Source organism: Streptomyces sp. NPDC059455, from assembly GCF_042750115.1.
GTDB classification, from domain to species: domain Bacteria; phylum Actinomycetota; class Actinomycetes; order Streptomycetales; family Streptomycetaceae; genus Streptomyces; species Streptomyces endocoffeicus.
The window spans coordinates 97,885-116,868 of the sequence record NZ_JBHYVB010000002.1; the positions used below are offsets into that span (position 1 = coordinate 97,885).

Here is an 18,984-nt window from a genome sequence, read left to right on the forward strand (position 1 = left end):
CAGTGATCATCGTCGGAGGCGGCATCGGAGGACTGGCGACCGCGCTGTCCCTGGCATCCCGGGGGCGTCGGGTTCATGTCCTGGAACGAGCTTCTGAGTTCACGGAGATCGGCGCCGGCATCCAGCTCGCGCCGAACGCACTCCGCATCCTGAGCGAGCTGGGGCTGTTGGAGCCCACCCTGAGCGAGGCCGTGCAGCCTGTCCGCGCGGTGATGATGGACGCCCGCACCGGCGACCGCCTCGCCGAGCTGGACTTCGGCGAGCATTTTCAGAGGACATTCGGCGCGCCCTACGTCGTCACCCATCGCAGTGACCTGCTGACTGCACTGTTGAAGGCATGTCTGGCCAGTGAGCTGATAACGCTCGAGAATTCCCGGCACGTTGTCGGCCTCAAGGAGCGCGGCGACGAGGTCCTGATCACTTGCGAGGATGGGTCTCGCTATTCGGCTCGGCTAGTGATCGGTGCCGACGGTCTGCGATCGGCGTGCCGCGAGTACGTGCTGGGTGACGGCCCACCGGTGTGCAGCGGAGACGTCGCATATCGCGGCACGCTGCCCATGGCCCTTGCGCGGCATGTGAGCGACGAGCCCACCATCACCTGGTGGATCGGCCCGAAAATGCACCTCATTCAATACCCGGTACGCGGCGGGAACCTGTTCAACCAGGTCGGGGTGTTCACGAGCGACGCCTACCGCGACGGTGTGGATCCCATGTCAGAAGAGTGGGGTACGCCGGAGGAACTGGATGAGCGGTTTGGCGGCTTGGACGAGCGCGTGAGCTCGTCGGCCGCCCTTTTGAACCGGGACCGCCGATGGGCGCTGTTCGACCGTCCGCCCGCGTCGACATGGACCAGGGGCCGAGTCACTTTGATCGGCGACGCCGCACACCCGATGCTGCAGTACCTGGCACAGGGCGGATGCCAGGCTTTGGAGGATGCGTCCGCCATCGGTGCCTGCCTGGCAGACCCCACCGACATCGCCGATGCCCTGTCGCGCTACGAGAGCATCCGTCGGCCCCGAGCAAGCCTCGTGCAAACCTGGGCGCGCCGGGTCGGGGACATCGTTCACGGAGACGGCCTGCTCGCCATGCTGCGAAACGCATTGCTGCACCAACTAGAGGCTGACGATTTCCGTTACGTCGACTGGCTCTATCAGGGCAGCCATAGTTCTTGATTCTCACGAGATCCTGCGGCCGCGGCGGCCGGTACGGCGAGCCTGACCATCAGCACTCTCGGCGACAGCGTGGAGCGCGCTGGCGCTGGTACATCCCTGGCCTCCGCTTTTCGCAGTCGCCACCCAGGGGTGACTGTCCGCCTCGTCGAAGCCGATCTGACCGCCCCGACCACCGGGCTGCGTGCCGGCCTGGTCGGTGTCGCCGTGACCCGAGCGCCGTTTGAAGCAAATGGGATCAGCGGCCGCGTCATCCGTACGGAACCGGTCGGGGCGGTTCTGCGGGTCGACGACCCTCTTGCCGAACGCGAGCAACTCCACCCGTCCGATCTCGACGAGCGCACCTGGTTTCAGTTTCCTGAGGGAACTGACCCGCTCTGGCGTGCCTACTGGAACGGCGTGAAACTCGGCGAGCCGCTACGGGAGGGCCCTGTGGCGCGCACCGTTCAGGAGTGCGTCCGCACGGTGTTGTGGAACGGAACCATCGGAATCGCGCCGCTCGGCCACGTGCCGGCGCCCCTCAATCACGAACCTCCGGACGGCATCACCGTCGTCCCGCTGGCCGATATGCTGCCGAGTCACTTGATCGTTGCATGGCGCACCACGGCGAACAGCCCTTTGGTCCAGTCGTTCGTCGAACTCGCCACAGCGCAGACACGTTGACGCTCATCGGCACCGCGCTGACGGCGAACCGCGCCCAGGTGAGCTTCCGTAGGCGGCACGGTTTTGACGGTGGCATCACCTGGAACGGCGTCGAATTCATCCAGACCGGCTGGGCCGCATGCCGACACGGAACGAACCAGGCAGCGACGAAGCACATCCGGGCCCACCAGTCGGCGCCGGGTGCGCTGGGTGACCGGCTGGGCCATCGACACCACCGACGAGCAGGCCATCGCGCTGCTGCCCGAGCAGGTGTGGACTTCCGCGCTGCGGCAGGACGGCGAGGTCCACAAGATCAAGGGCCCCGATGGCGAGTGGCTCTCCTGCCAGGTCGCCGAGCTGACCGGGGTGCGCGACCTGGCCGGCTGGCCCACCGGGATGCGGCTGATCGTGCGCCGAGTCAAAACGTCCCGACGGGACGCGAAGAAGCTGACCGCCTTCGAGAGGCGCACCGGCTGGCCCTACCAGATGATTGCCACCAACATCTTTGCCCACCACGGGCTTTCCGGGGTTCCGGCCTCCGGGCAGGTGTGGTTCGTCGATGCCCTCTACCGTGATCACGCCGAGATCGAGGACCGTGTGAAAACGATCAAGCGGGTCGGTCTCGGCCTGCTGCCCTCGAGGTCCTGGCAACTCAACGCCGCCTGGGTGCTGGCCGCCACCCTCGCCGCCGACCTCGACGCCTGGACCCGGCTCCTTCTCCTGCACGACGAACCCTGACGCGCCGCCGCGGAGCCGGAGACGATCCGGATGAAGCTGTATCACCTGCCCGACCGGCTCACCGCCCACGCCCGCACGCGCACCCTGCACCTCGACCCCATCTGGCCCTGGACAACGGCGTTCACGACCGCCTGGCAGCGGGCCACCCGGCTTCCGGCCCTCACCTGACGGCCGTAACCACCCCGACGCCACCGGACGGGAGAGGATCGCATCACCCTCGGGCCCGTGGAACCCGACCCCGGCAGCGTCACGCGACGGCCAGTCCCGACACGGCACGGGGCATATCGGGCTGCCAGCCGTCCACCGCGAGGACGTCAGCCTTCGGAAGAATCGAGGCCAGTGCCTGTTCTGCAGGCCCGATACCTCGTGGGTATCGGGCCTGCAGAACAGGTATTGGACACTCGCTTTGGCGGTACCGGACCATACCTTCATGTCACCACTTCCGATGCCTTCTGCTTGGGCAGGATCTCTCCCTGAGGCCGCGCCGCCATCTGAAATGGCTCTGTATCAATTGCCTACTGGAACCTACGAAACCAGGGCTGCATTCGCTTTCAAGGGCGGCTCCTTCCGTGATAAGCGCCGTTTCGCCGCCACGGCGATCCTGGTGCGGCACCCGCAGGGTGACCTATTGATCGATGCGGGTTTCGGATCTCACGTTTCGGCGCACATTCAGTCTCTCCCGCGTATGGAGCGCGCTCCATATCAGGTGACCGGCACCGCCAGCGAACAGCTTACCGCCAGCGACTACGACCGCAGCGGGCTGCGCGGTGTGCTGCTGACGCATTCTCATTGGGATCATGTCAGCGGTCTCGACGAGCTTCAGGTGCCCATCTGGATTAATGAAGGTGAACTTCAATATGCGAGCGAGCATCGCGGCGGGAAAGTGTTCCGTGAAGTCTCCGCAAGTCACAAGATTCATCAATACGAACTCAGCGGACCGGCCTATCTGGGCTTTTCGTCGAGCTTCGATGTATATGGCGACGGCTCGGTGGTGATCGTTCCCGCCCGAGGTCACACGACTGGCTCCGTGATCGTCTTCGTCACTCTGCCGACCGGCAAACGGTATGCCTTCATCGGTGACCTGACCTGGCAAATCGATGCCATCCGCCGTCGTGTTGAGCGGCCACTCCTCCTGCGTAAGCTTGCCGATACCGATCCCAAACTAGTACGTGATGACTTGCTTCGCGTGATTGCGCTCGCGGACGTCATGCAAATCGTGCCTGCCCACGACGTTACTGCGTACGACGGGATCCCGCGGCTTTCCGGCTGATCGGCGCCAATTTCGATGTGCCCGGCCGTTGAGCATACCCGGCGGTCCTCCAGGGCTTTGAAGGCCGAGCTTGTTGCCTCGGTCTGGGCGCCAGCCGCAGGCCATACCCGTCGGTAGCTTCCACGGGACGCCTGCGCCCAGCGATTGGTACGCTCAGCGAGGCTTTCCTGTGCCGCTCGAAAAGGCATCGCTGCATGTCATGCCGCGTATTTGTACTCGTTGATGAGGCCGTCGATGATCCGGGCGCTTAGGACTTTTCCAGTGCTGAGGCCATGCGCCGTGGCGGGTTGTTCGTGGGTGTCGGGTGGTAGCTGGTCGCGGGCCTGGTGGGGCCGGTGCTCGTGAAGATGTCCATCTCCTCGGCCGCAAAGAAGGCGTCGAAGGGCTTCTTGATCGCCGCCGGGGTGGGTGGGCGGCCGGTGCCCCGGCGCGCGGTGTAGTCCCACTTTGCGGCGATGAATCTGCGGTGCCAGGCAAGCAGGGTGCCGGGGGTGACAGGGAAGATCCTGAGCCAGTGGCGCTGAGGTGTCAGCCCGGACAGGGCGGCGAACCAGAACCGGTCGGCGGGCCACGGAGCGGTCCGGCCAACTGGCGGCGCAGGACCGCGTTCTCGTGCCGCAGCACCAGGAGTTCCGCGTCCTTCGCCGTCCCGCGACGGAGGAGCACCGATGGAACAGTCAGCGGCTTCCGGGTCACCTTGTACAGCAAGGACAATGCGGCAGATCCCAAGCTCACCCTGATCGTTTCCCAGCCTGCGTGGTGTGGCCCATCGGCGGATGGTTACGAGATCGGGAACGCTTGAGGCTGGTGTTGCTCTGAGCCCCAGGAGTGGCTTTGTTCACGAGAAGCGGCTCTGGCTCAACTTGTGTGACGCGGCCACTCTGAGTGACGGCCGGGCCCCTTCGAGCCGTACGTGAAGTCGCCCGAAAGTGGTTCGTGGGCACGGTAGTTGGGCTGACAGTTCGGGGCCGTGGAAGAGGTCGTGTTCCGGCTGAAGGAGTTGTTGTTCCCGTCGATCGCGGACGTCGCGGTGCTGTCGGTGGACGTGAACATCGAGATAGTGCGCGTTGATGCGCAATGCACTGCGGACGGCGCCGTGTGCCCGGTCTGCGGCATCTGGTCGAACCGGGTTCATGGTTCCTACCTGCGGTTTCCCGCTGATGTTCCGAGCGGTGGCCGAAGCGTTGTTCTCCAGCTGAGGGTCCGCCGGTTCAGCTGCGGGAACTCGGACTGCGCACGCCGTACCTTCGTCGAGCAGATACCCGGCCTGACACGTCGGCACGGTCAGCGGACCGAACGGCTGCGCTCCACCCTGGCCGCGGTCGGTCTGGCCCTCGCGGGCCGGTCCGGGGCTCGCATCGCCCGGGTTCTCGGGGTGTCCGTCAGCCGCAGCACGGTGCTCCGGCTGGTGGACGCTCTTCCCGAGCCCGAGGTGGCCGCTCCGCGTGTGGTCGGCGTCGACGAGTACGCCACTCGCAAGGGCCGCCACTACGGCACCGTCCTGGTCGACATCGAAACCCGCCGCCCCGTCGACCTGCTGCCGGACCGGGAGGCATCCAGCCTCGCGGCCTGGCTCACCGAACGGCCAGGCGTTGAGGTCGTCTGCCGGGACCGGGCACCGTTCTTCGCCGAAGGCGCCGCCGCCGGCGCCCCGCAGGCCGTCCAGGTCGCGGACCGGTGGCACCTCTGGCACAACCTGAGCGAAGCCGCAGAAAGAGCCGTCGCCCAGCACCGCCGCTGTCTCAGCGCCCTCGTCCCGGCTGCCCCCGAACCCGAGCCGGAGCCCGATCCAAAGGAAGAACCGTCCGCCTCGCCTTGGCCGACCGGCCATCGGTTTGCCGACCGTACCCGGGCCCGGCACGCTGCCGTCCACGCACTGCTGGAGGCCGGGCACAGCCGCCGCTCGATCCAGCGTCAGCTCGGCATGACCTGGCGGACCGTCAAGCAGCTCGCCGACGCCGCGGCCCCGGAGGAGCTGTTCACCGGCCAGTGGCAGAACCGGCCCTCCGTCCTCGATGACTACAAGCCCTACCTGGACGACCGCTGGAACGAGGGTTTCACCAACGCCTGGAAACTGTGGGAGGAGATCGTGCCGCTCGGCTACAAAGGCAGCTACCAGCGCGTCCGTGCCTACCTGCACAAGAAGCGCACCTCGCCGCGGCCGGTGACTGCCCGGCCACCGTCGCCCCGAACGGTCGCCGGATGGGTGCTCAGGAGACCGGAGACCCTCACCGAGCCTGAACAGCTCCAGCTCAAAACCGTCCGCACCCACTGCCCCGAGCTCGACGCCCTCACCCGACACGTCCGTTCCTTCGCGGTCATGCTCACCGAGCGCCAGGGTGAGCGTCTCCCGGACTGGCTCGACGCCGTCCGGCAGGACGACCTGCCCAGTCTTCACACCCTCGCCGCCGGCATCGACCGCGACCTCGACGCCGTCATCGCCGGATCGACCCTGCCCTGGAGCTCGGGCGCAGTCGAGGGGCATGTCAACCGGATCATTCATGCTCAAGCGTCAGATGTTCGGGCGTGCGGGCTTCCAACTTCTTCGCAAGCGTGTCCTATTGGCGTGACGGAGAGTGGCCGCGTCACACAAGTTGAGCCAGAGCCCGAGAAGCGACAGCAGATATTCACCATTTCCGGAGGCGGTCACGAGGGCTGCAGCGTTCGAATTGTTCACGAGCTGCGGCAGCGCCATTGCCGATCCTCAGTGGCGGTACGCGGCTGTCGCGATCTTGATGAATGATCGGGTCAACGGATTGGTGTCTCCTTCGTTACACACCGCCACCACTCGGCTCGGCGCCATGTCGATCAGCGGCACCACGGTGAACTCCGCGGGCAGGTCGTGTCCGAGCGGGGCCAGGCCGACCGTGCCGTTCCACAGCACAGCCTGCAGGCATTCCTGGACGGCGCGCACCACTGGTCCCTCCCGCGGCCTGCCACCGTTCCAGTACGACTGCCAGATGGGGTCTGTGCCTTGCGGGAACTGGAACCACCGGCGGTCGCGCAGCTCGGCCAGCCGCAGCTCATCGCGGCGGGCCAGCGGATCGTCGGCGCGCAGGACCACGCCGACCGGATCGGTCCGCAGCGCACGCACCGTCAGAGCGGTCTCGTCGAACGGTGCCCGGGTGAGGGCGACGTCGACCAGTCCAGCGCGCAGTCCGCACGTCGGGTCAGTCAGATCGGTGTCGCGGATGCGGATGTCGACTCCGGGGTGGTTTCGGCGGTAGGCCGCGGCCAGCCTGGCCACTCCCGGGTCGGTGCCGTCGCCCAAGATGCCGACGGTGATAGTCGCGACGCCGGCTGCTGCGCTCACACGTACCCGGACGCGGTCGGCGTGGTCGAGTAGGGCTCGCGCCTCGTCGAGCAGCACCGCGCCCACTGGAGTGAGCGTGACGCCGGTGGTCGAGCGGGCGAAGAGCAGGGCCCCGACCTCGGCTTCCAACTGCTTGATCGCCCGGCTCAGCGGCGGCTGACTCATATGCAGTCGGGTGGCGGCCCGGCCGAAGTGGAGTTCCTCGGCGACCGCCACGAAGTAGCGCAAGGTCCGTAGCTCCATGCTGCAACGATACCCATGAGGTATCGGCTCTGCTGAATGGGTCTTGGACACCGGCGAGGTCCCGGCGGTGCACTCGTGACCATGACCGAAAAAGCGAAGACCAGCGAGCCGCAGGCCGACCCCGCCGTATCGGTGGTGGGTCCCCACGATGGCGAGACGATCGTTCTGGGCGCCACGCGCATGCGCGTTCTGGAGGACGGCAGCCACACCGGGCACCGCCTCGCGATCGCCGAGTCCATCCTCGCCCCGCACACGCAGGGCCCGCCGCAGCACCGCCATGGCCAACACGACGAGGGCTTCTATGTCCTCTCCGGCACCGTGCGGTTCACCGTCGGGGACGAGGACTACGACGCCGCCGCGGGGACGCTCGTCATGGTTCCGCCCGGCACCCCGCACACCTTCGCCAACCTGACCGACCAACCCGCCGTCATGCTCAGCACATTCACACCCGACCTGTATGTGCAGTACTTCCGAGACCTTCATGAGGTGCTCGCATCCGGACAGCCGCTGACGCCACAGGCCAACATCGACACAATGAGCCGCTACGCGACACAGCCCGCGACCGACCTCGCCTGAAGTCGGCGGGACGGAACGGCCCGGCCGCCCTCCTTTCGGCCTCTGGGGCCGTGGCGCTCCCGCCTTTCGCGTCCGAACCTGTGGGGCTCGAATAATCGGCGCGCCTGGTCAAGCGGCGTAGCTGTACTCGTTGAGCACGCCGCCGAGGAGGCGAGTGCGCAGGACTTTGCGGCTGGCCGGCTCCAGGACCGGAGGTGGATGCCTATCTGCCTGGGGAGGTAGTTGGCGTCGGGCCCGGTGGGGGCGGTGCGCGTTGTAGTGCCTCTGGTACGCGGCCAGGACCTGGCGCGTGTGAGCTTCGCCGAGGATGAGTGTGTGGTCGAGGACTTCTCGGCGGAGGGTGCCGATCACGCGTTCGCAGTGGCCGTTGGCTTTGGGCGCGCGGACCGGCGTCTTGATGATCTCGATGTCCTCGGCCTGGAACACGGCGTCGAAGGCGTCGGTGTACCTGCTGTCGCGGTCTCGGATGAGGAAGCGCAGCGCGTCCATGTGTATGCCCAGGTCGGTGGCGAGGTTGCGGGCTTGCTGGGTGGCACAGGCCGTGGTCGGGTGTGCGGTGACGCCGGCGATGTGCAGGCGCCGGGTGTGGTGCTCGAGGAAGATCAGGGCGTACAGGCGGTGCAGGCTGATGGTGTCGATGTGGAGGAAGTCGCAGGCGATGAGGCCGGTGGCCTGCGTAGAGAGGAACTCGCACCAGGTCGGGCCGGTGCGGCGGGGTGGGGGGCGATTCCTGCGGTGTGGAGGATCTGCCAGACAGTGGAGGCGGCGATCGGGTGTCCGAGCCGGGCCAGTTCGCCCTGGATCCGGCGATGGCCCCATCGGCTGTTCTCGCGGGCAAGGCGAAGCACGAGGTTCTTGACGGCGGCCTGCGTGGGTGGCCGTCCGGGAGCTCGGCGTCGTCGGGAGTTGTCCCACCGGCGGGCGACGAGCTTGCGGTGCCAGGTCAGCAGCGTGCTCGGTGTGACCGGGAAGACCTTGGACCAGCGACGCCGGGGTATCAGCGAGGACAATGCTGTGAACCACAGCCGGTCCGCCCACTCGTACCGAACCCGCCTCGCGAGTTGCCTGCGCAGCACCGCGTTCTCATGCCCAAGCACCAGCAGTTCAGCGTCCTTGCCTGCCTGCTTGCGTAACAGCACCGCCGGAAGGGAGAGCAGCTTCCGCGTCGCCTGATACACCAGTGAGATGATCACCCAACCATGATCCCAGCGTACCTGCGAAGTCCACCAGATGCCCTATGAGCTGCAGCGACGCATTTCTGAACGGCGCACGTTCCTGCTACCTGCGGAAACGGCCTTCGACCTGCGAAAACGCTGGTCGGGACGACAGGATTTGAACCTGCGACCCCTTGACCCACAGTAGCCGTCAAGTGCCATGCCGGAGCGCATCATGTGATCCTAGCTGATGGTCGTTGCGCCCATACAACGCGGCAAGGTCGATCAAGTGGACGTCGTCGCGGCGAACGGCCGCCTCGCGGAGCGGCGCGGTGAAGCCGTGCTGGGAGAACAAGGCCAGAGCGGCATCGGCACTGGCGTGGCCCTGAGAATCCAGAACGGTGCGGATGCGCTCCAGGCGTTCCAGGTCTTCCACGCCGCGGCGTCGGACGGTCGCCTTGGCCTCGCCGAGCAGGGCGATGCGCGCCGTGGGAGTGCGCGGCTTGTCGCCGGGGGTGAGAGCGACGACGTCGAGTTCGTGCTTGGCACGTCCCTCGGTGTCGTGGATGTCGGTGGTGCCGACCGCTCCGGCGGTGATGCCGGCTTCGTCGGCGGCATGGAGCCGCACCCAGTCGCGGGCGAGTTCTTCGAAGTGGGGCCCGAGGATCTGCGAGGCGAAGGTGGGGGCAGCCGCCTGCCACACCTGCTGGCCTTCGCGGCGCTCGAGCAGGTCGGTGTAGGGGACGGTGATCAGCTGGTTGAAGCGGATGATCGGATCGGCCACGGTGATGGTGGGCTTGCGCTGGCGCAGCAGGTCGTCCTCGCGACGCAGGTAACCGGAGGAGAGGAGGACGTCGAGGATGTGGGCGAGGGCGGTGCGTTCGCGTCCGATGAGTCCGCCGATCTTGCTGGGGGTGGTGGCTCCGGCCGCGACGGCGGAGAGGACCTCGTAGTAGACGACGCGGTTGGTGATCCGCGGGTCCTCACGGAGCAGGTACTCCGTCTCGTTACGGGTGAACAGGCCGAGGTCGATGTCGAAGAGGTTGTCCACGACCCAGTCGCCGAAACCGTCGATACCGGCCGGCGGATCGTCTTGGACCAACTGCCGGTAGCCCGGGGCCCCGCCGAGGACCGCGTGCAGTTGGAAGGCCAGCTGCGGGTCGTCGATGCCCCACAGCGCGGCGGCCTGCCGGTGGCTGAAGGGGCCCAGCCGCATGTCCAGTACGGCACGGCCGCGCAGCGGTTTAGTGCCCGAGAGCAGCTCGTGCATCACCGACATCGCCGACCCGCACAGAATGAGGCGTCCGCCGGGAGCCCGGTCGGCCTGCGAGCTGTCGTACAGGTGCTGGAGCAGCGAAGGCAGCTGCGGGCTGTGGGTGAGCAGGTACGGGAATTCGTCGATCACGAGCAGCGGAGCGCCGCCGGCTTCCGCGCGCCGGGCCACCACCTGAAGCGCCGTGGTGAGGATCTGCTCCCAGTCATCGAGTCGGACGGCACTCTCGGGCAGGCCGGCGTGCCGCGCGATGGCGGCGCAGAAGCGGTGCTGCGCCGCGCGCGTTCCCTCTTCCTGGACCGCCGTGATGTACAGGCCACCCGCAACATCGCACAGGGCACGCAGCAGGAAGGACTTGCCGTGACGGCGGCGCCCGGAGACCAGGCCGATGCGCAGTGGCTGCCCTCCCCGCTCAAGGAAACGCACCAGCGCCGTCCACTGCGCGTCACGGTCGAGCACATGCCCTGGCTTCTCCATGCTCGTCTCCAGATAGGTCTACCGAATCCTACGGCATCAGTATAGCTCGACCTATACGAAACCCGATAAGACACGGCTATACCTGCCAGCCTCGAAAAGGTCACCGCTGCTGATCAAGCGGCATAGCGGTACTCCTTGATGGCGCCGCCGAGGACGGCCGTTACTGGTGGGCTCGCGTATTCAACTGTCGCCGGTTCCCCGAGAAACGCAGCCCGCTGGTGACCGGCTGTGATCTCCAGCGGCGTACAACTCCAGGACTCGTTCATCGCCTTCATCGACTACGGCCAGGGACCTTCGAGTCCGCTGATAGATTCCTTCGGTGAGCGAGCAACTACCCAGCGGCGGCATCGAGCTGTCACCCGACGAGATCGAAGCCCTCCCCGCCAGGTGGTCATCATGCTGGACCCCGAGTGAGGTCGCGCAGCGGTTGGCCGGGATCAGCACGCCCTGGTGTGTGGCCGCGGGCTGGGCGCTGGACTTGTTCCGCGGCACGCAGACGCGCGCTCATGGAGACATCGAGATCGCGATTCCGGCCGCGAGCTTTCCCGAGGCCCGCCACCGCTTCCCCGGATACGTCTTCGACGCTGTAGGCAGCGGCCGGATCAGGGAGGACGCCACACCGGAGGTGCTGGCCGCCGTGCACCAGACATGGCTCCGCGATCCGGCCACCGGAAACTACCTGCTCGACGTGTTCCGCGAACCACACGACGGCGACACCTGGATCTGCCGACGCGATGCGAGGATCCGGCTTCCCTACAGCCACATCGTCCATCACACCCAGGACGGCATCCCGTATCTGGCGCCCGAACTGGTCCTGCTGTTCAAGGCCAAGCACGCCCGTCGAAAGGATCAAACAGACTTCGAGGCGACCGTCCCGCACATGACCTCGGCTCAGCGCGAGACCCTGGCCGAGCTACTCGCCCGCGTACACCCGGGACACCCCTGGATCGCGGGCCTGTAGCCAACGGTTTACTGGTGTGACCGCCTAATCGACTGTCGCCGGTGCCCGAGGAAGCCAGCCTGTTGGAGACCTCGCGTGATCTCCTGGGGCGTACCGGCTCCATGTCCCGCCTGTCTCTCTGATGAGGCGGCTGGTGGTCTTGTCGTGGTAGCCGAGGGCGTCCGCAACGACGGGGCCGGGTAGTTCGAGGAGTTGCTGTCGGATGGCAGCACCGCGGGCAGCGGCGGCCGGGACCCCGACCTCGTTCAAGAGCGCAGACAGGTGGTCGGGGTGAAACGGCTGGCCCGCCCGGCGCCCGGGGAAGAGCCAGCGGGATGCAGGGTTGGTAGCAGTGTTCATGTTTTCGCGGTTTGCGATGTGCTCCAGCAGCAGCGCGGCGACCGGTGCAGGAACGGGCGAGGCTGGCTCGCCGAGCCGTAGAAGCACGGTGTCGCCGTCGCGGATCACGTCGTCGACGCTGAGCCGGACGATACGGCTCACGGGCTGTGCGTAAACGAGGACGATGACTCCGGCGGCTCGGAGACGCATGGGGATCTCCGCGTCGGTCAGCAGCCGTCCAAGGGCATCGAGGTGCTCGTCCTCGCTCAGCGCGGCCCGCCGGGAGACTTTCATCGCGGGGATGGAGAGGGTGCGTCGACAGCGGCGGCTCTGCATTGCCCAGCTGAGGAAGGCTCGCAGGCAGGTGCGGCTGTGCTCGGTGTTCTCTACCCACCAGGCGTCGATGTCGATCTGACCGCAGGACGCGAGGATGCTGTTGCGCTCGCCGAGCCATTGCAGGAATGTGGTCGCGTACTTGATCTGCTCGGCGGCGAACCGTCGGACGCTGGGTGCGATGTGGCTTCGCTTGGCGCGGGCCCGCAGCCGAGGAAGGACACGCCAGGTCGCGAAGAGCTTGATCATCTTGACGTGCTCGGGGTCGGCAATGCGGGGCAGGTGCGGTTCGTCGGGGCTCATCCGTTCGTCTCCTTGCTTCGTGGTCAGCGGTTCGGTCGGGCGGTGGCGGCCAGGCGGCGTTCGATCACGTGCCTGGTCTTCGACGACGCCGATGCGCACACCATCTTCGGCCGGGTCGTCGGAGCGACGCGGGCTGCTGAGCCTGGTCGACGTGGTCGGCCTGGACGGCAAGTCGCTGTTCAACGCCCTGAAGAACAACCCGGGGCGGGCGACCTGGTCGAACTTCAAGCATCTCCGGATGCTCAGGGAAGATCAGTGCGGTACTGAGAACGAACGAGTCATAGGCCGCCAGGTGCGCGTCTTCTGGCTGGGTGACGGCTCTTGCCGGGCTGCTACGACGTGGCTCCTTGGCAGCCCGCTATATGACTTGGGGGACAGTCGTTCAACAAAGGGAGAGTTGTGGCCGTTCGTGCGACGGCCGAAGAAGGGCTGCTGATGAGGCGGTCCACAGGCTGTCTGTCAATGCCGGTCACGAGTGGGCGAAGAGCCGACTTTTTGTCAGCCCGTCCAGGCCGGGGTGAGCGCCGGTTCGGACGAAGCCTTCCGGCTGTGGTCGGACCATGCCGTTGTGCCGGGATCGATGCGACGGTTGCGTAGTGCCGTCCCGGACGGGGGTCTGACTCATGAGATTTATGACCGAAGTGTCCAGTCACAGGCGTGTCGACTGTCCATGCGGGATGGCGCCTGCTGGTACCGAGCCACAGGGCGTGTCCCAATAGGGGCCTTGCCGACGATCAGGCGCCATCACAGTTCAGACCGCCCGAGCGGGCCGGTGCCATCCACCAGCACGTCACAACGTGGGAGGCGAACCACCATGACGACCAGACAGCGCAGCACCTCCTCCAGCACGGATCCCCCCGTTCCGGGCGAGGTCGTCCTCGGCGTGGACACGCACGGCGAGGTTCATGTCGCCGCCGTGGTCTCCCCGCTGGGGAAGGTTCTGGGCACCGAGTCCTTTCCGGCCACGGCGGACGGCTACCGTCGGCTGCTCGTCTGGGCCCGCAGGCTGGGGACGGTGCGCCGGGCCGGAGTGGAGGGCACCGGCACCTTTGGAGCGGGCCTGTCCCGCTACCTGCTTGCTCAGCACGTCCAGGTGTACGACGTGAACCGGCCCGACCGCACAGCCCGCCGTCTGCACGGGAAGTCGGACCCGCTCGATGCGCAGGCTGCTGCGCGGGCCGTGCTCAGCGGTCGCGCCCGAGCCCGGGCAAAATCCGGCGACGGTCCGGTGCACAGCGCCCGGATGTTCAAACTCGCGAAGGACTCGGCGGTCAAGGCTCGCACCCAGGCGATCAACCAGCTCAAGGCCGTCCTGGTCATAGCCGACCCGGCCCTACGGGAACGACTCTCTGGCCTGGGCAACCGTGAGCTGTTCCGCACCTGCGCGCGCCTCAGCCCGCGCGACGGCGAAGACGGCGGGGGCGATGAGGACGCCGTGGCCCAGGCCACCCGCATCACCCTGAGCCTGCTCGCCCAGCGCATCGAGCAGCTCACCGGGCAGATCGATGAGCTCAATCAGCGCCTGACCCGGCTCGTCGAACGCCACGCCCCGCAGCTGCTCACGCCGGTGGGCATCGGCCCGGACAGCGCCGTCACCTTGCTGATCACGATGGGAGACAATCCCGAGCGGCTGAACTCCGAGGCGTCCTTCGCCGCTCTGTGCGGAGTCAGTCCCGTCGAGTACTCCTCGGGCCGTCGGAACTCGCGCCGGCTCAACCAGGGCGGCGACCGGCAGGCCAACGCCGCTCTGCACCGTATCGTGTTCACCCGGCTGCGCCATGACCCGCGCACCCAGGCGTACTACGAACGCCGCACCCAGGAGGGCAAGACCCGACGTGAGATCATCCGATGCCTGAAGCGATATGCCGCCCGCGAGGTCTTCAACCTGGTCAGGACGGTATCCAGCATCCCCCCGTTATAGGGGCGTCTGTGAGAAACGATCTCTCACGGACCGCAATTCGTGGCCTCTGACCTGCACAGATGGTCATGAAGGTAGAACAGTGCACAGAGTCTACTGGCCGTCCTCGCAGGCCAGACCGGTGGCCGACGGACCTAGGGTCCTTCTGACGGATCTCCGCGGCGTCGCGGCGCCCTGCACGCACTCTCGGCGCACCGCGCGAAACTCCAAGTAGCTCCGCTACGAGGGCTTCCCCGCGGCACGCCGAGAGCACGCACCGGACACCGCTCCTTCCTCCACGGAGATCCGTCAGAAGGACCCTAGCCGAAGGGCGGGGAAGCCGGCCTGACGGATCAGCCCTCGTACGGCAGCAACTCGGCGCGCTTGGGAGCGCGCCCGTCGCCCGAGGAGCGGCCGGTCAGCCGCCTGCCGATCCACGGCCCGAGGTGCTGGCGGGCGAACCGCACATCCGAGGTGCGGCGGGCCAGCCACCCGGCGGGCACCGCGGGTGGCAGGGGCGCGTTCCAGTCCTCCTGCGGTTCATGGCCCAGCGCCTGCCATACGGCCTCGGCGACCCGCCGGTGCCCCTCGGCGTTCAGGTGCAGCCGGTCCTCGTGCCACATCCGGGGGTCCCCGACCGCCTCGGAGGCGTACAGGTCCACGACGGTCGCGTCATGCCGTTCGCCGAGCTCGTCGATGAACGCGAACAGCCGCTCCATCCGGGGCAGGAACCGCTCCAGCACCGGTCCGCGCCGCCCCGGGCTGCGCATCAGCACCAGCCGTTTGCAGCTGGGCGCCAGCCGCTCGACGGCCTCCTCCAGCAGTCCGCACACCTGGCCCACATCGCATTTCGGCCGCAGCACATCGTTCAGCCCGCCGACCAGGGTCACCAGGTCGGCGCCCATGGCCGCCGCCGGGCCGGTCTGCTCCTCGACGATCTGCCCGATGAGCTTGCCGCGTACGGCGAGGTTGGCGTAGCGGAACCCGGGGCCGCGGGCCGCGAGCCGCCCGGCGAGCAGATCCGCCCAGCCTCGGTAGGTGCCGTCGGGAAGCGCGTCCGACATGCCCTCGGTGAAGGAGTCGCCGACGGCGACAAAGCTGCTGTAGGTGATGTTCGTCTGCATGGCTCGGGCGATCTTATCCCGGTACGTGGGCTGCGTGGACCGCCGAGCGCGAGCATGATGAGCCGCATGGCGATGACCCACATCTACTTCGAGGGCGGAGCGCGGAACGGGACGACCGCCAGCTGGAATGTGGAGCCCGGCGCGGACATCTACGACGACAACATCTTCCGGCCACCCGAGCTTTACCGGCGGACGAACCGCACCAAGGTCATCGGACGGGTCGAGTACGTGATCTTCCGCTACGACCCGATGGGCACCCGGCCCGGCCCCGGTCCCGGCCCTGGTTCCGGCCCCCGCCGCTGAGCCTCGCGCGGCCGTCCGGCCGGGGCCGCGGTTGGACCGGTTGGACCGCCCGGGGTTCCCGGCGCCGCGCGGCGGGGCAGTCTGGTCGGCGTGGATGCCTTCGAATGTGACCGTACGACCATGGCCATCGTCGCCGCCGCGCTCGCCGACGACGGGGAGGGCGCCGCCGCCCTCCTGGAGCCGCTCGATACGCGCGATGTGTGCCGGGTCGCGGTGCGGCTCGCCGCGATGGCCGCCCATGCGCTGGTGGCGGTGGCCGAGGAGGGTGGCGGCGGCCGGGAGGAGGCGCTGGCCCACTGGCAGGCGTGCATCATCGCCCATGAGTCCAGACAGCCCGAGGAATGACCGGACACGGGCGGGCAGCAGCGCTCAGGCGACGAGTTCGCGCAGTACGTCCTCCATGGTCACCAGCCCCTCCAGCCGTCCGTCCGCGGCGATGACCGCCGCGAGATGGGTGCGGCTGTCGCGCATCGCGGTGAGCACGTCGTCCAGCGGCGTGAGCGACCGCACCCGGGGGATGGGGCGCAGCTGATCGGGGCGGAACGGCACATCCCGGGGCCGGGCGTCCAGCGCGTCCTTCACATGCAGATAGCCCAGGATCCGCCCGGAGTCGTCCACCACCGGGAACCGTGAGAAGCCGGTCCGCGCCGACAGCCGCTCCAGCTCATCGGGGGTCACCCCGAGCCGCGCCCTGACCACCCGCTCCATGGGCAGCACCACGTCCCGCACCCGTCGCCGGCCCAGCTCCAGCACGTCCCGCAGCCGCTCGGTGGCGCGGTCGTCCAGCAGCCCGGCCTCGCTGGAGTCCGAGACCATCCGGGCCAGCTCATCATCGGAGAAGGACGCCGCGACCTCGCCCTTGGGCTCCACGCGCAACAGCTTCAGCACCCCGTTCGCCAGGGCGTTCACCCCGAAGATCACCGGGCGCAGGGCGCGGGCGAGGGCGACCAGGGGCGGGCCGAGCAGCAGCACGGTGCGCACCGGCTCGGCCAGCGCCACGTTCTTCGGCACCATCTCGCCGAACAGCATGTGCAGATACGTGGCCAGGGTCAGCGCGATCACGAACGAGATCGGGTGCACCAGACCCAGCGGCAGGCCCACCACATGGAACAGGGGCTCCAGCAGATGCGCGATGGCCGGTTCCGCCACGGCGCCCAGCACCAGCGTGCACAGGGTGATCCCGAGCTGGGCGGCGGCCAGCAGCGCGGACAGGTGCTCCAGGCCCCACAGCACGGCCCGCGCCCGCCGGTCGCCCTGCTGGGCATGCGGGTCGATCTGGCTGCGGCGCACCGAGATCAGGGCGAACTCCGCGCCCACGAAGAAGGCGTTGAGGACCAGCGTCAACAGGCCGATCAGCAGTTGGAGAACGGTCATCGGCCCGTCGCCCCCTCCGCCCCGTGCACTCCGCCGGCCCCGTCGCCCCCGGCGCCGCGCAGCGGCGCCCGCAGCCGGACCCGGGCCGCCCGGTGGCTCGTCACCTTCCGCACCTCCGCCGACCAGTCCGCCGGCTCGACGGTGTCGCCGACGGCCGGGATCCGGCCCAGCTCGGTGGCGATCAGCCCGGCCAGCGTCTCGTACGGGCCCGGGGGCACCCGCAGCCCGATGCGCTCCAGCTGGTCGACGCGGGCCGCGCCGTCCGCGTCATACAGCGTATGGCCCTCGGGGTCCCGGCCCATCGGGATCAGCTGGGCGGTCTCATGCGGATCGTGCTCGTCGCGGACCTCGCCGACCACCTCCTCGACGATGTCCTCCAGGGTGACGACCCCGGCCGTACCGCCGTACTCGTCGATCACCACGGCCATGCTGCGCTGAGCCGAGAGCCGGTCCAGCAGCCGGTCCACGGTGAGCGTCTCCGGGACGAACACCGCGTCGCGCATCACCTCCGACACCGGGCGGCGGGGCCGCTCCTCGGCGGGGACCGCCAGCACGTCCTTGATGTGGACGAGACCGGCGACGGTGTCCAGGCTGCCCCGGTAGACGGGGAAGCGGGACAGCCCGGTGGCGCGGGTCGCGTTGGCCACGTCCTCGGCGGTGGCCCGTACGTCCAGCGCCACCACCCGCACCCTGGGGGTCATCACGTTCTCCGCGGTGAGCCCGGCGAGGTTGAGGGTGCGGACGAACAGCTCGGCGGTGCCCTTCTCCAGCGCGCCCTCCTTGGCCGAGTGCCGGGCGAGGGCGATCAGCTCCTGCGGACCGCGCGCGGAGGCCAGCTCCTCGGCGGGCTCCAGGCCCATCCGGCGCACGGTGCGGTTGGCGGTGTTGTTGAGATGGCTGATCAGCGGACGGAAGACGGAGCTGAAGACGCGCTGCGGAGTGGCCACGGCCTTGGCGACCGGCAGCGGCCGGGAGATCGCCCAGTTCTTGGGCACCAGCTCGCCGACGACCATCAGCACGACGGTCGACAGGAAGGTGCCGAGCACCAGCGCGGTCGAGTGGACGGCCGACGGGGGCACACCGATCGCGGTGAGCGGCCCGGCCAGCAGGGCCGCGACGGACGGCTCGGCCAGCATGCCGACGACCAGATTGGTCACGGTGATGCCGAGCTGCGCGCCGGAGAGCTGGTAGGTGAGGCTCCGCACGGCCTTCAGCGCCCCGGCCGCGCCGCGCTCCCGGCGCCCGGCCGCGCGTTCCAGCTCGCTGCGCTCGACCGTGGTCAGCGAGAACTCCGCCGCGACGAAGGCGCCACAGGCCACCGCCAGGAGGAGCGCCACGGCCAGGAGGAGGACTTCGGTCATCGGTTCACCTCTGTCCCATGCTAGGGGCTGTCTGGGGTTGTGATCTGGATCAGGGAGCGGGGCGTGGTGCGTGCGATCGCAAGGCGCCGGAAGGCCCTCGTAGCGGAGCTACTAGGGTGTTTCGGCAACGCCGCGAGAGGGGGTACCTCCCAGCG

General features: G+C 68.1%; 17 protein-coding genes and 2 pseudogenes. 11 read left to right on the plus strand and 8 right to left on the minus strand.

The annotated features are described in order from the left end of the window. Positions 1 to 2: 2 nt before the first annotated feature. From ACFXB5_RS01300 to ACFXB5_RS01320, 5 genes are all read left to right on the plus strand, one after another. Entirely contained in the window at positions 3 to 1,172 is a 1,170-nt protein-coding gene (locus ACFXB5_RS01300) for an FAD-dependent monooxygenase (RefSeq protein ID WP_385201253.1), read from the plus strand. A 69-nt stretch (positions 1,173 to 1,241) separates the two neighbouring features. Next, complete coding sequence (locus ACFXB5_RS01305) at positions 1,242 to 1,832, plus strand: LysR family substrate-binding domain-containing protein (RefSeq protein WP_385201255.1); 591 nt, start codon at positions 1,242 to 1,244, stop codon at positions 1,830 to 1,832. 189 nt (positions 1,833 to 2,021) lie between these two features. After that, positions 2,022 to 2,549 (plus strand): hypothetical protein, encoded by a 528-nt coding sequence (locus tag ACFXB5_RS01310; RefSeq protein WP_385201257.1) that lies wholly within the window; start codon positions 2,022 to 2,024, stop codon positions 2,547 to 2,549. A 30-nt stretch (positions 2,550 to 2,579) separates the two neighbouring features. Continuing rightward, the gene (locus ACFXB5_RS01315) at positions 2,580 to 2,717 is read left to right on the plus strand and encodes a hypothetical protein (protein WP_385201259.1); all 138 of its coding nucleotides are present in this window, start codon (positions 2,580 to 2,582) and stop codon (positions 2,715 to 2,717) included. 262 nt (positions 2,718 to 2,979) lie between these two features. Beyond that, a complete protein-coding gene (locus tag ACFXB5_RS01320) occupies positions 2,980 to 3,819 on the plus strand; it encodes an MBL fold metallo-hydrolase (RefSeq protein WP_385201261.1) in 840 nt (279 codons plus the stop codon). 388 nt (positions 3,820 to 4,207) lie between these two features. On the opposite strand, the pseudogene ACFXB5_RS01325 reads toward ACFXB5_RS01320, so the two are convergent. Further along, a pseudogene (locus tag ACFXB5_RS01325) lies at positions 4,208 to 4,533 on the minus strand (integrase); the annotation flags it as partial. Between the two features lie 256 nt (positions 4,534 to 4,789). Between ACFXB5_RS01325 and ACFXB5_RS01330 the strand changes: the two are divergent. Next, entirely contained in the window at positions 4,790 to 6,562 is a 1,773-nt protein-coding gene (locus ACFXB5_RS01330; protein WP_385201263.1) for an ISL3 family transposase, read from the plus strand. On the opposite strand, the gene ACFXB5_RS01335 is transcribed toward ACFXB5_RS01330, so the two are convergent. Continuing rightward, positions 6,524 to 7,375 (minus strand): LysR substrate-binding domain-containing protein, encoded by an 852-nt coding sequence (locus ACFXB5_RS01335; protein WP_385201265.1) that lies wholly within the window; start codon positions 7,373 to 7,375, stop codon positions 6,524 to 6,526. The two genes, ACFXB5_RS01330 and ACFXB5_RS01335, sit on opposite strands and share 39 nt — an antisense overlap. 81 nt (positions 7,376 to 7,456) lie before the next feature. Between ACFXB5_RS01335 and ACFXB5_RS01340 the strand changes: the two genes are divergently transcribed. Continuing rightward, positions 7,457 to 7,951, plus strand: coding sequence for a cupin domain-containing protein (locus tag ACFXB5_RS01340; protein ID WP_385201267.1), 495 nt, complete (start codon positions 7,457 to 7,459; stop codon positions 7,949 to 7,951). Positions 7,952 to 8,059: 108 nt separating this feature from the next. Here the strand turns inward: ACFXB5_RS01340 and ACFXB5_RS01345 are convergent. Further along, positions 8,060 to 9,144, minus strand: a pseudogene (locus ACFXB5_RS01345) (integrase core domain-containing protein). 172 nt (positions 9,145 to 9,316) lie between these two features. Next, positions 9,317 to 10,855, minus strand: coding sequence for an ATP-binding protein (locus ACFXB5_RS01350; RefSeq protein WP_385201269.1), 1,539 nt, complete (start codon positions 10,853 to 10,855; stop codon positions 9,317 to 9,319). A 319-nt stretch (positions 10,856 to 11,174) separates the two neighbouring features. On the opposite strand from ACFXB5_RS01350, the gene ACFXB5_RS01355 reads away from it, so the two are divergent. Next, positions 11,175 to 11,816, plus strand: a complete 642-nt coding sequence (locus ACFXB5_RS01355) for a nucleotidyltransferase domain-containing protein (RefSeq protein ID WP_385201271.1) — start codon at positions 11,175 to 11,177, stop codon at positions 11,814 to 11,816. Between the two features lie 24 nt (positions 11,817 to 11,840). Here ACFXB5_RS01355 and ACFXB5_RS01360 read toward each other — a convergent pair whose 3' ends face one another. Continuing rightward, a complete protein-coding gene (locus ACFXB5_RS01360) occupies positions 11,841 to 12,998 on the minus strand; it encodes a hypothetical protein (protein ID WP_385201273.1) in 1,158 nt (385 codons plus the stop codon). A 586-nt stretch (positions 12,999 to 13,584) separates the two neighbouring features. Between ACFXB5_RS01360 and ACFXB5_RS01365 the strand changes: the two genes are divergently transcribed. After that, positions 13,585 to 14,691, plus strand: a complete 1,107-nt coding sequence (locus ACFXB5_RS01365) for an IS110 family transposase (protein ID WP_385201275.1) — start codon at positions 13,585 to 13,587, stop codon at positions 14,689 to 14,691. Positions 14,692 to 15,020: 329 nt separating this feature from the next. Here the strand turns inward: ACFXB5_RS01365 and ACFXB5_RS01370 are convergent, their stop codons facing one another. After that, positions 15,021 to 15,791: an SGNH/GDSL hydrolase family protein gene (locus ACFXB5_RS01370; RefSeq protein WP_385201277.1), complete on the minus strand. Its 771-nt coding sequence runs from the start codon at positions 15,789 to 15,791 to the stop codon at positions 15,021 to 15,023. Positions 15,792 to 15,857: 66 nt separating this feature from the next. Between ACFXB5_RS01370 and ACFXB5_RS01375 the strand changes: the two genes are divergently transcribed. Together ACFXB5_RS01375 and ACFXB5_RS01380 are read left to right on the plus strand one after the other, a co-directional pair. Further along, complete coding sequence (locus ACFXB5_RS01375; RefSeq protein WP_385201279.1) at positions 15,858 to 16,094, plus strand: hypothetical protein; 237 nt, start codon at positions 15,858 to 15,860, stop codon at positions 16,092 to 16,094. 90 nt (positions 16,095 to 16,184) lie between these two features. After that, positions 16,185 to 16,439, plus strand: a complete 255-nt coding sequence (locus tag ACFXB5_RS01380) for a hypothetical protein (protein WP_385201281.1) — start codon at positions 16,185 to 16,187, stop codon at positions 16,437 to 16,439. A 24-nt stretch (positions 16,440 to 16,463) separates the two neighbouring features. Here ACFXB5_RS01380 and ACFXB5_RS01385 read toward each other — a convergent pair whose 3' ends face one another. Both ACFXB5_RS01385 and ACFXB5_RS01390 read right to left on the minus strand, forming a co-directional pair. Next, a complete protein-coding gene (locus ACFXB5_RS01385) occupies positions 16,464 to 17,468 on the minus strand; it encodes a hemolysin family protein (RefSeq protein ID WP_385201283.1) in 1,005 nt (334 codons plus the stop codon). Beyond that, the gene (locus ACFXB5_RS01390) at positions 17,465 to 18,829 is read right to left on the minus strand and encodes a hemolysin family protein (RefSeq protein WP_385201285.1); all 1,365 of its coding nucleotides are present in this window, start codon (positions 18,827 to 18,829) and stop codon (positions 17,465 to 17,467) included. Before ACFXB5_RS01390 ends, ACFXB5_RS01385 begins: the two co-directional genes overlap by 4 nt. Between the last annotated feature and the right edge of the window lie 155 nt (positions 18,830 to 18,984).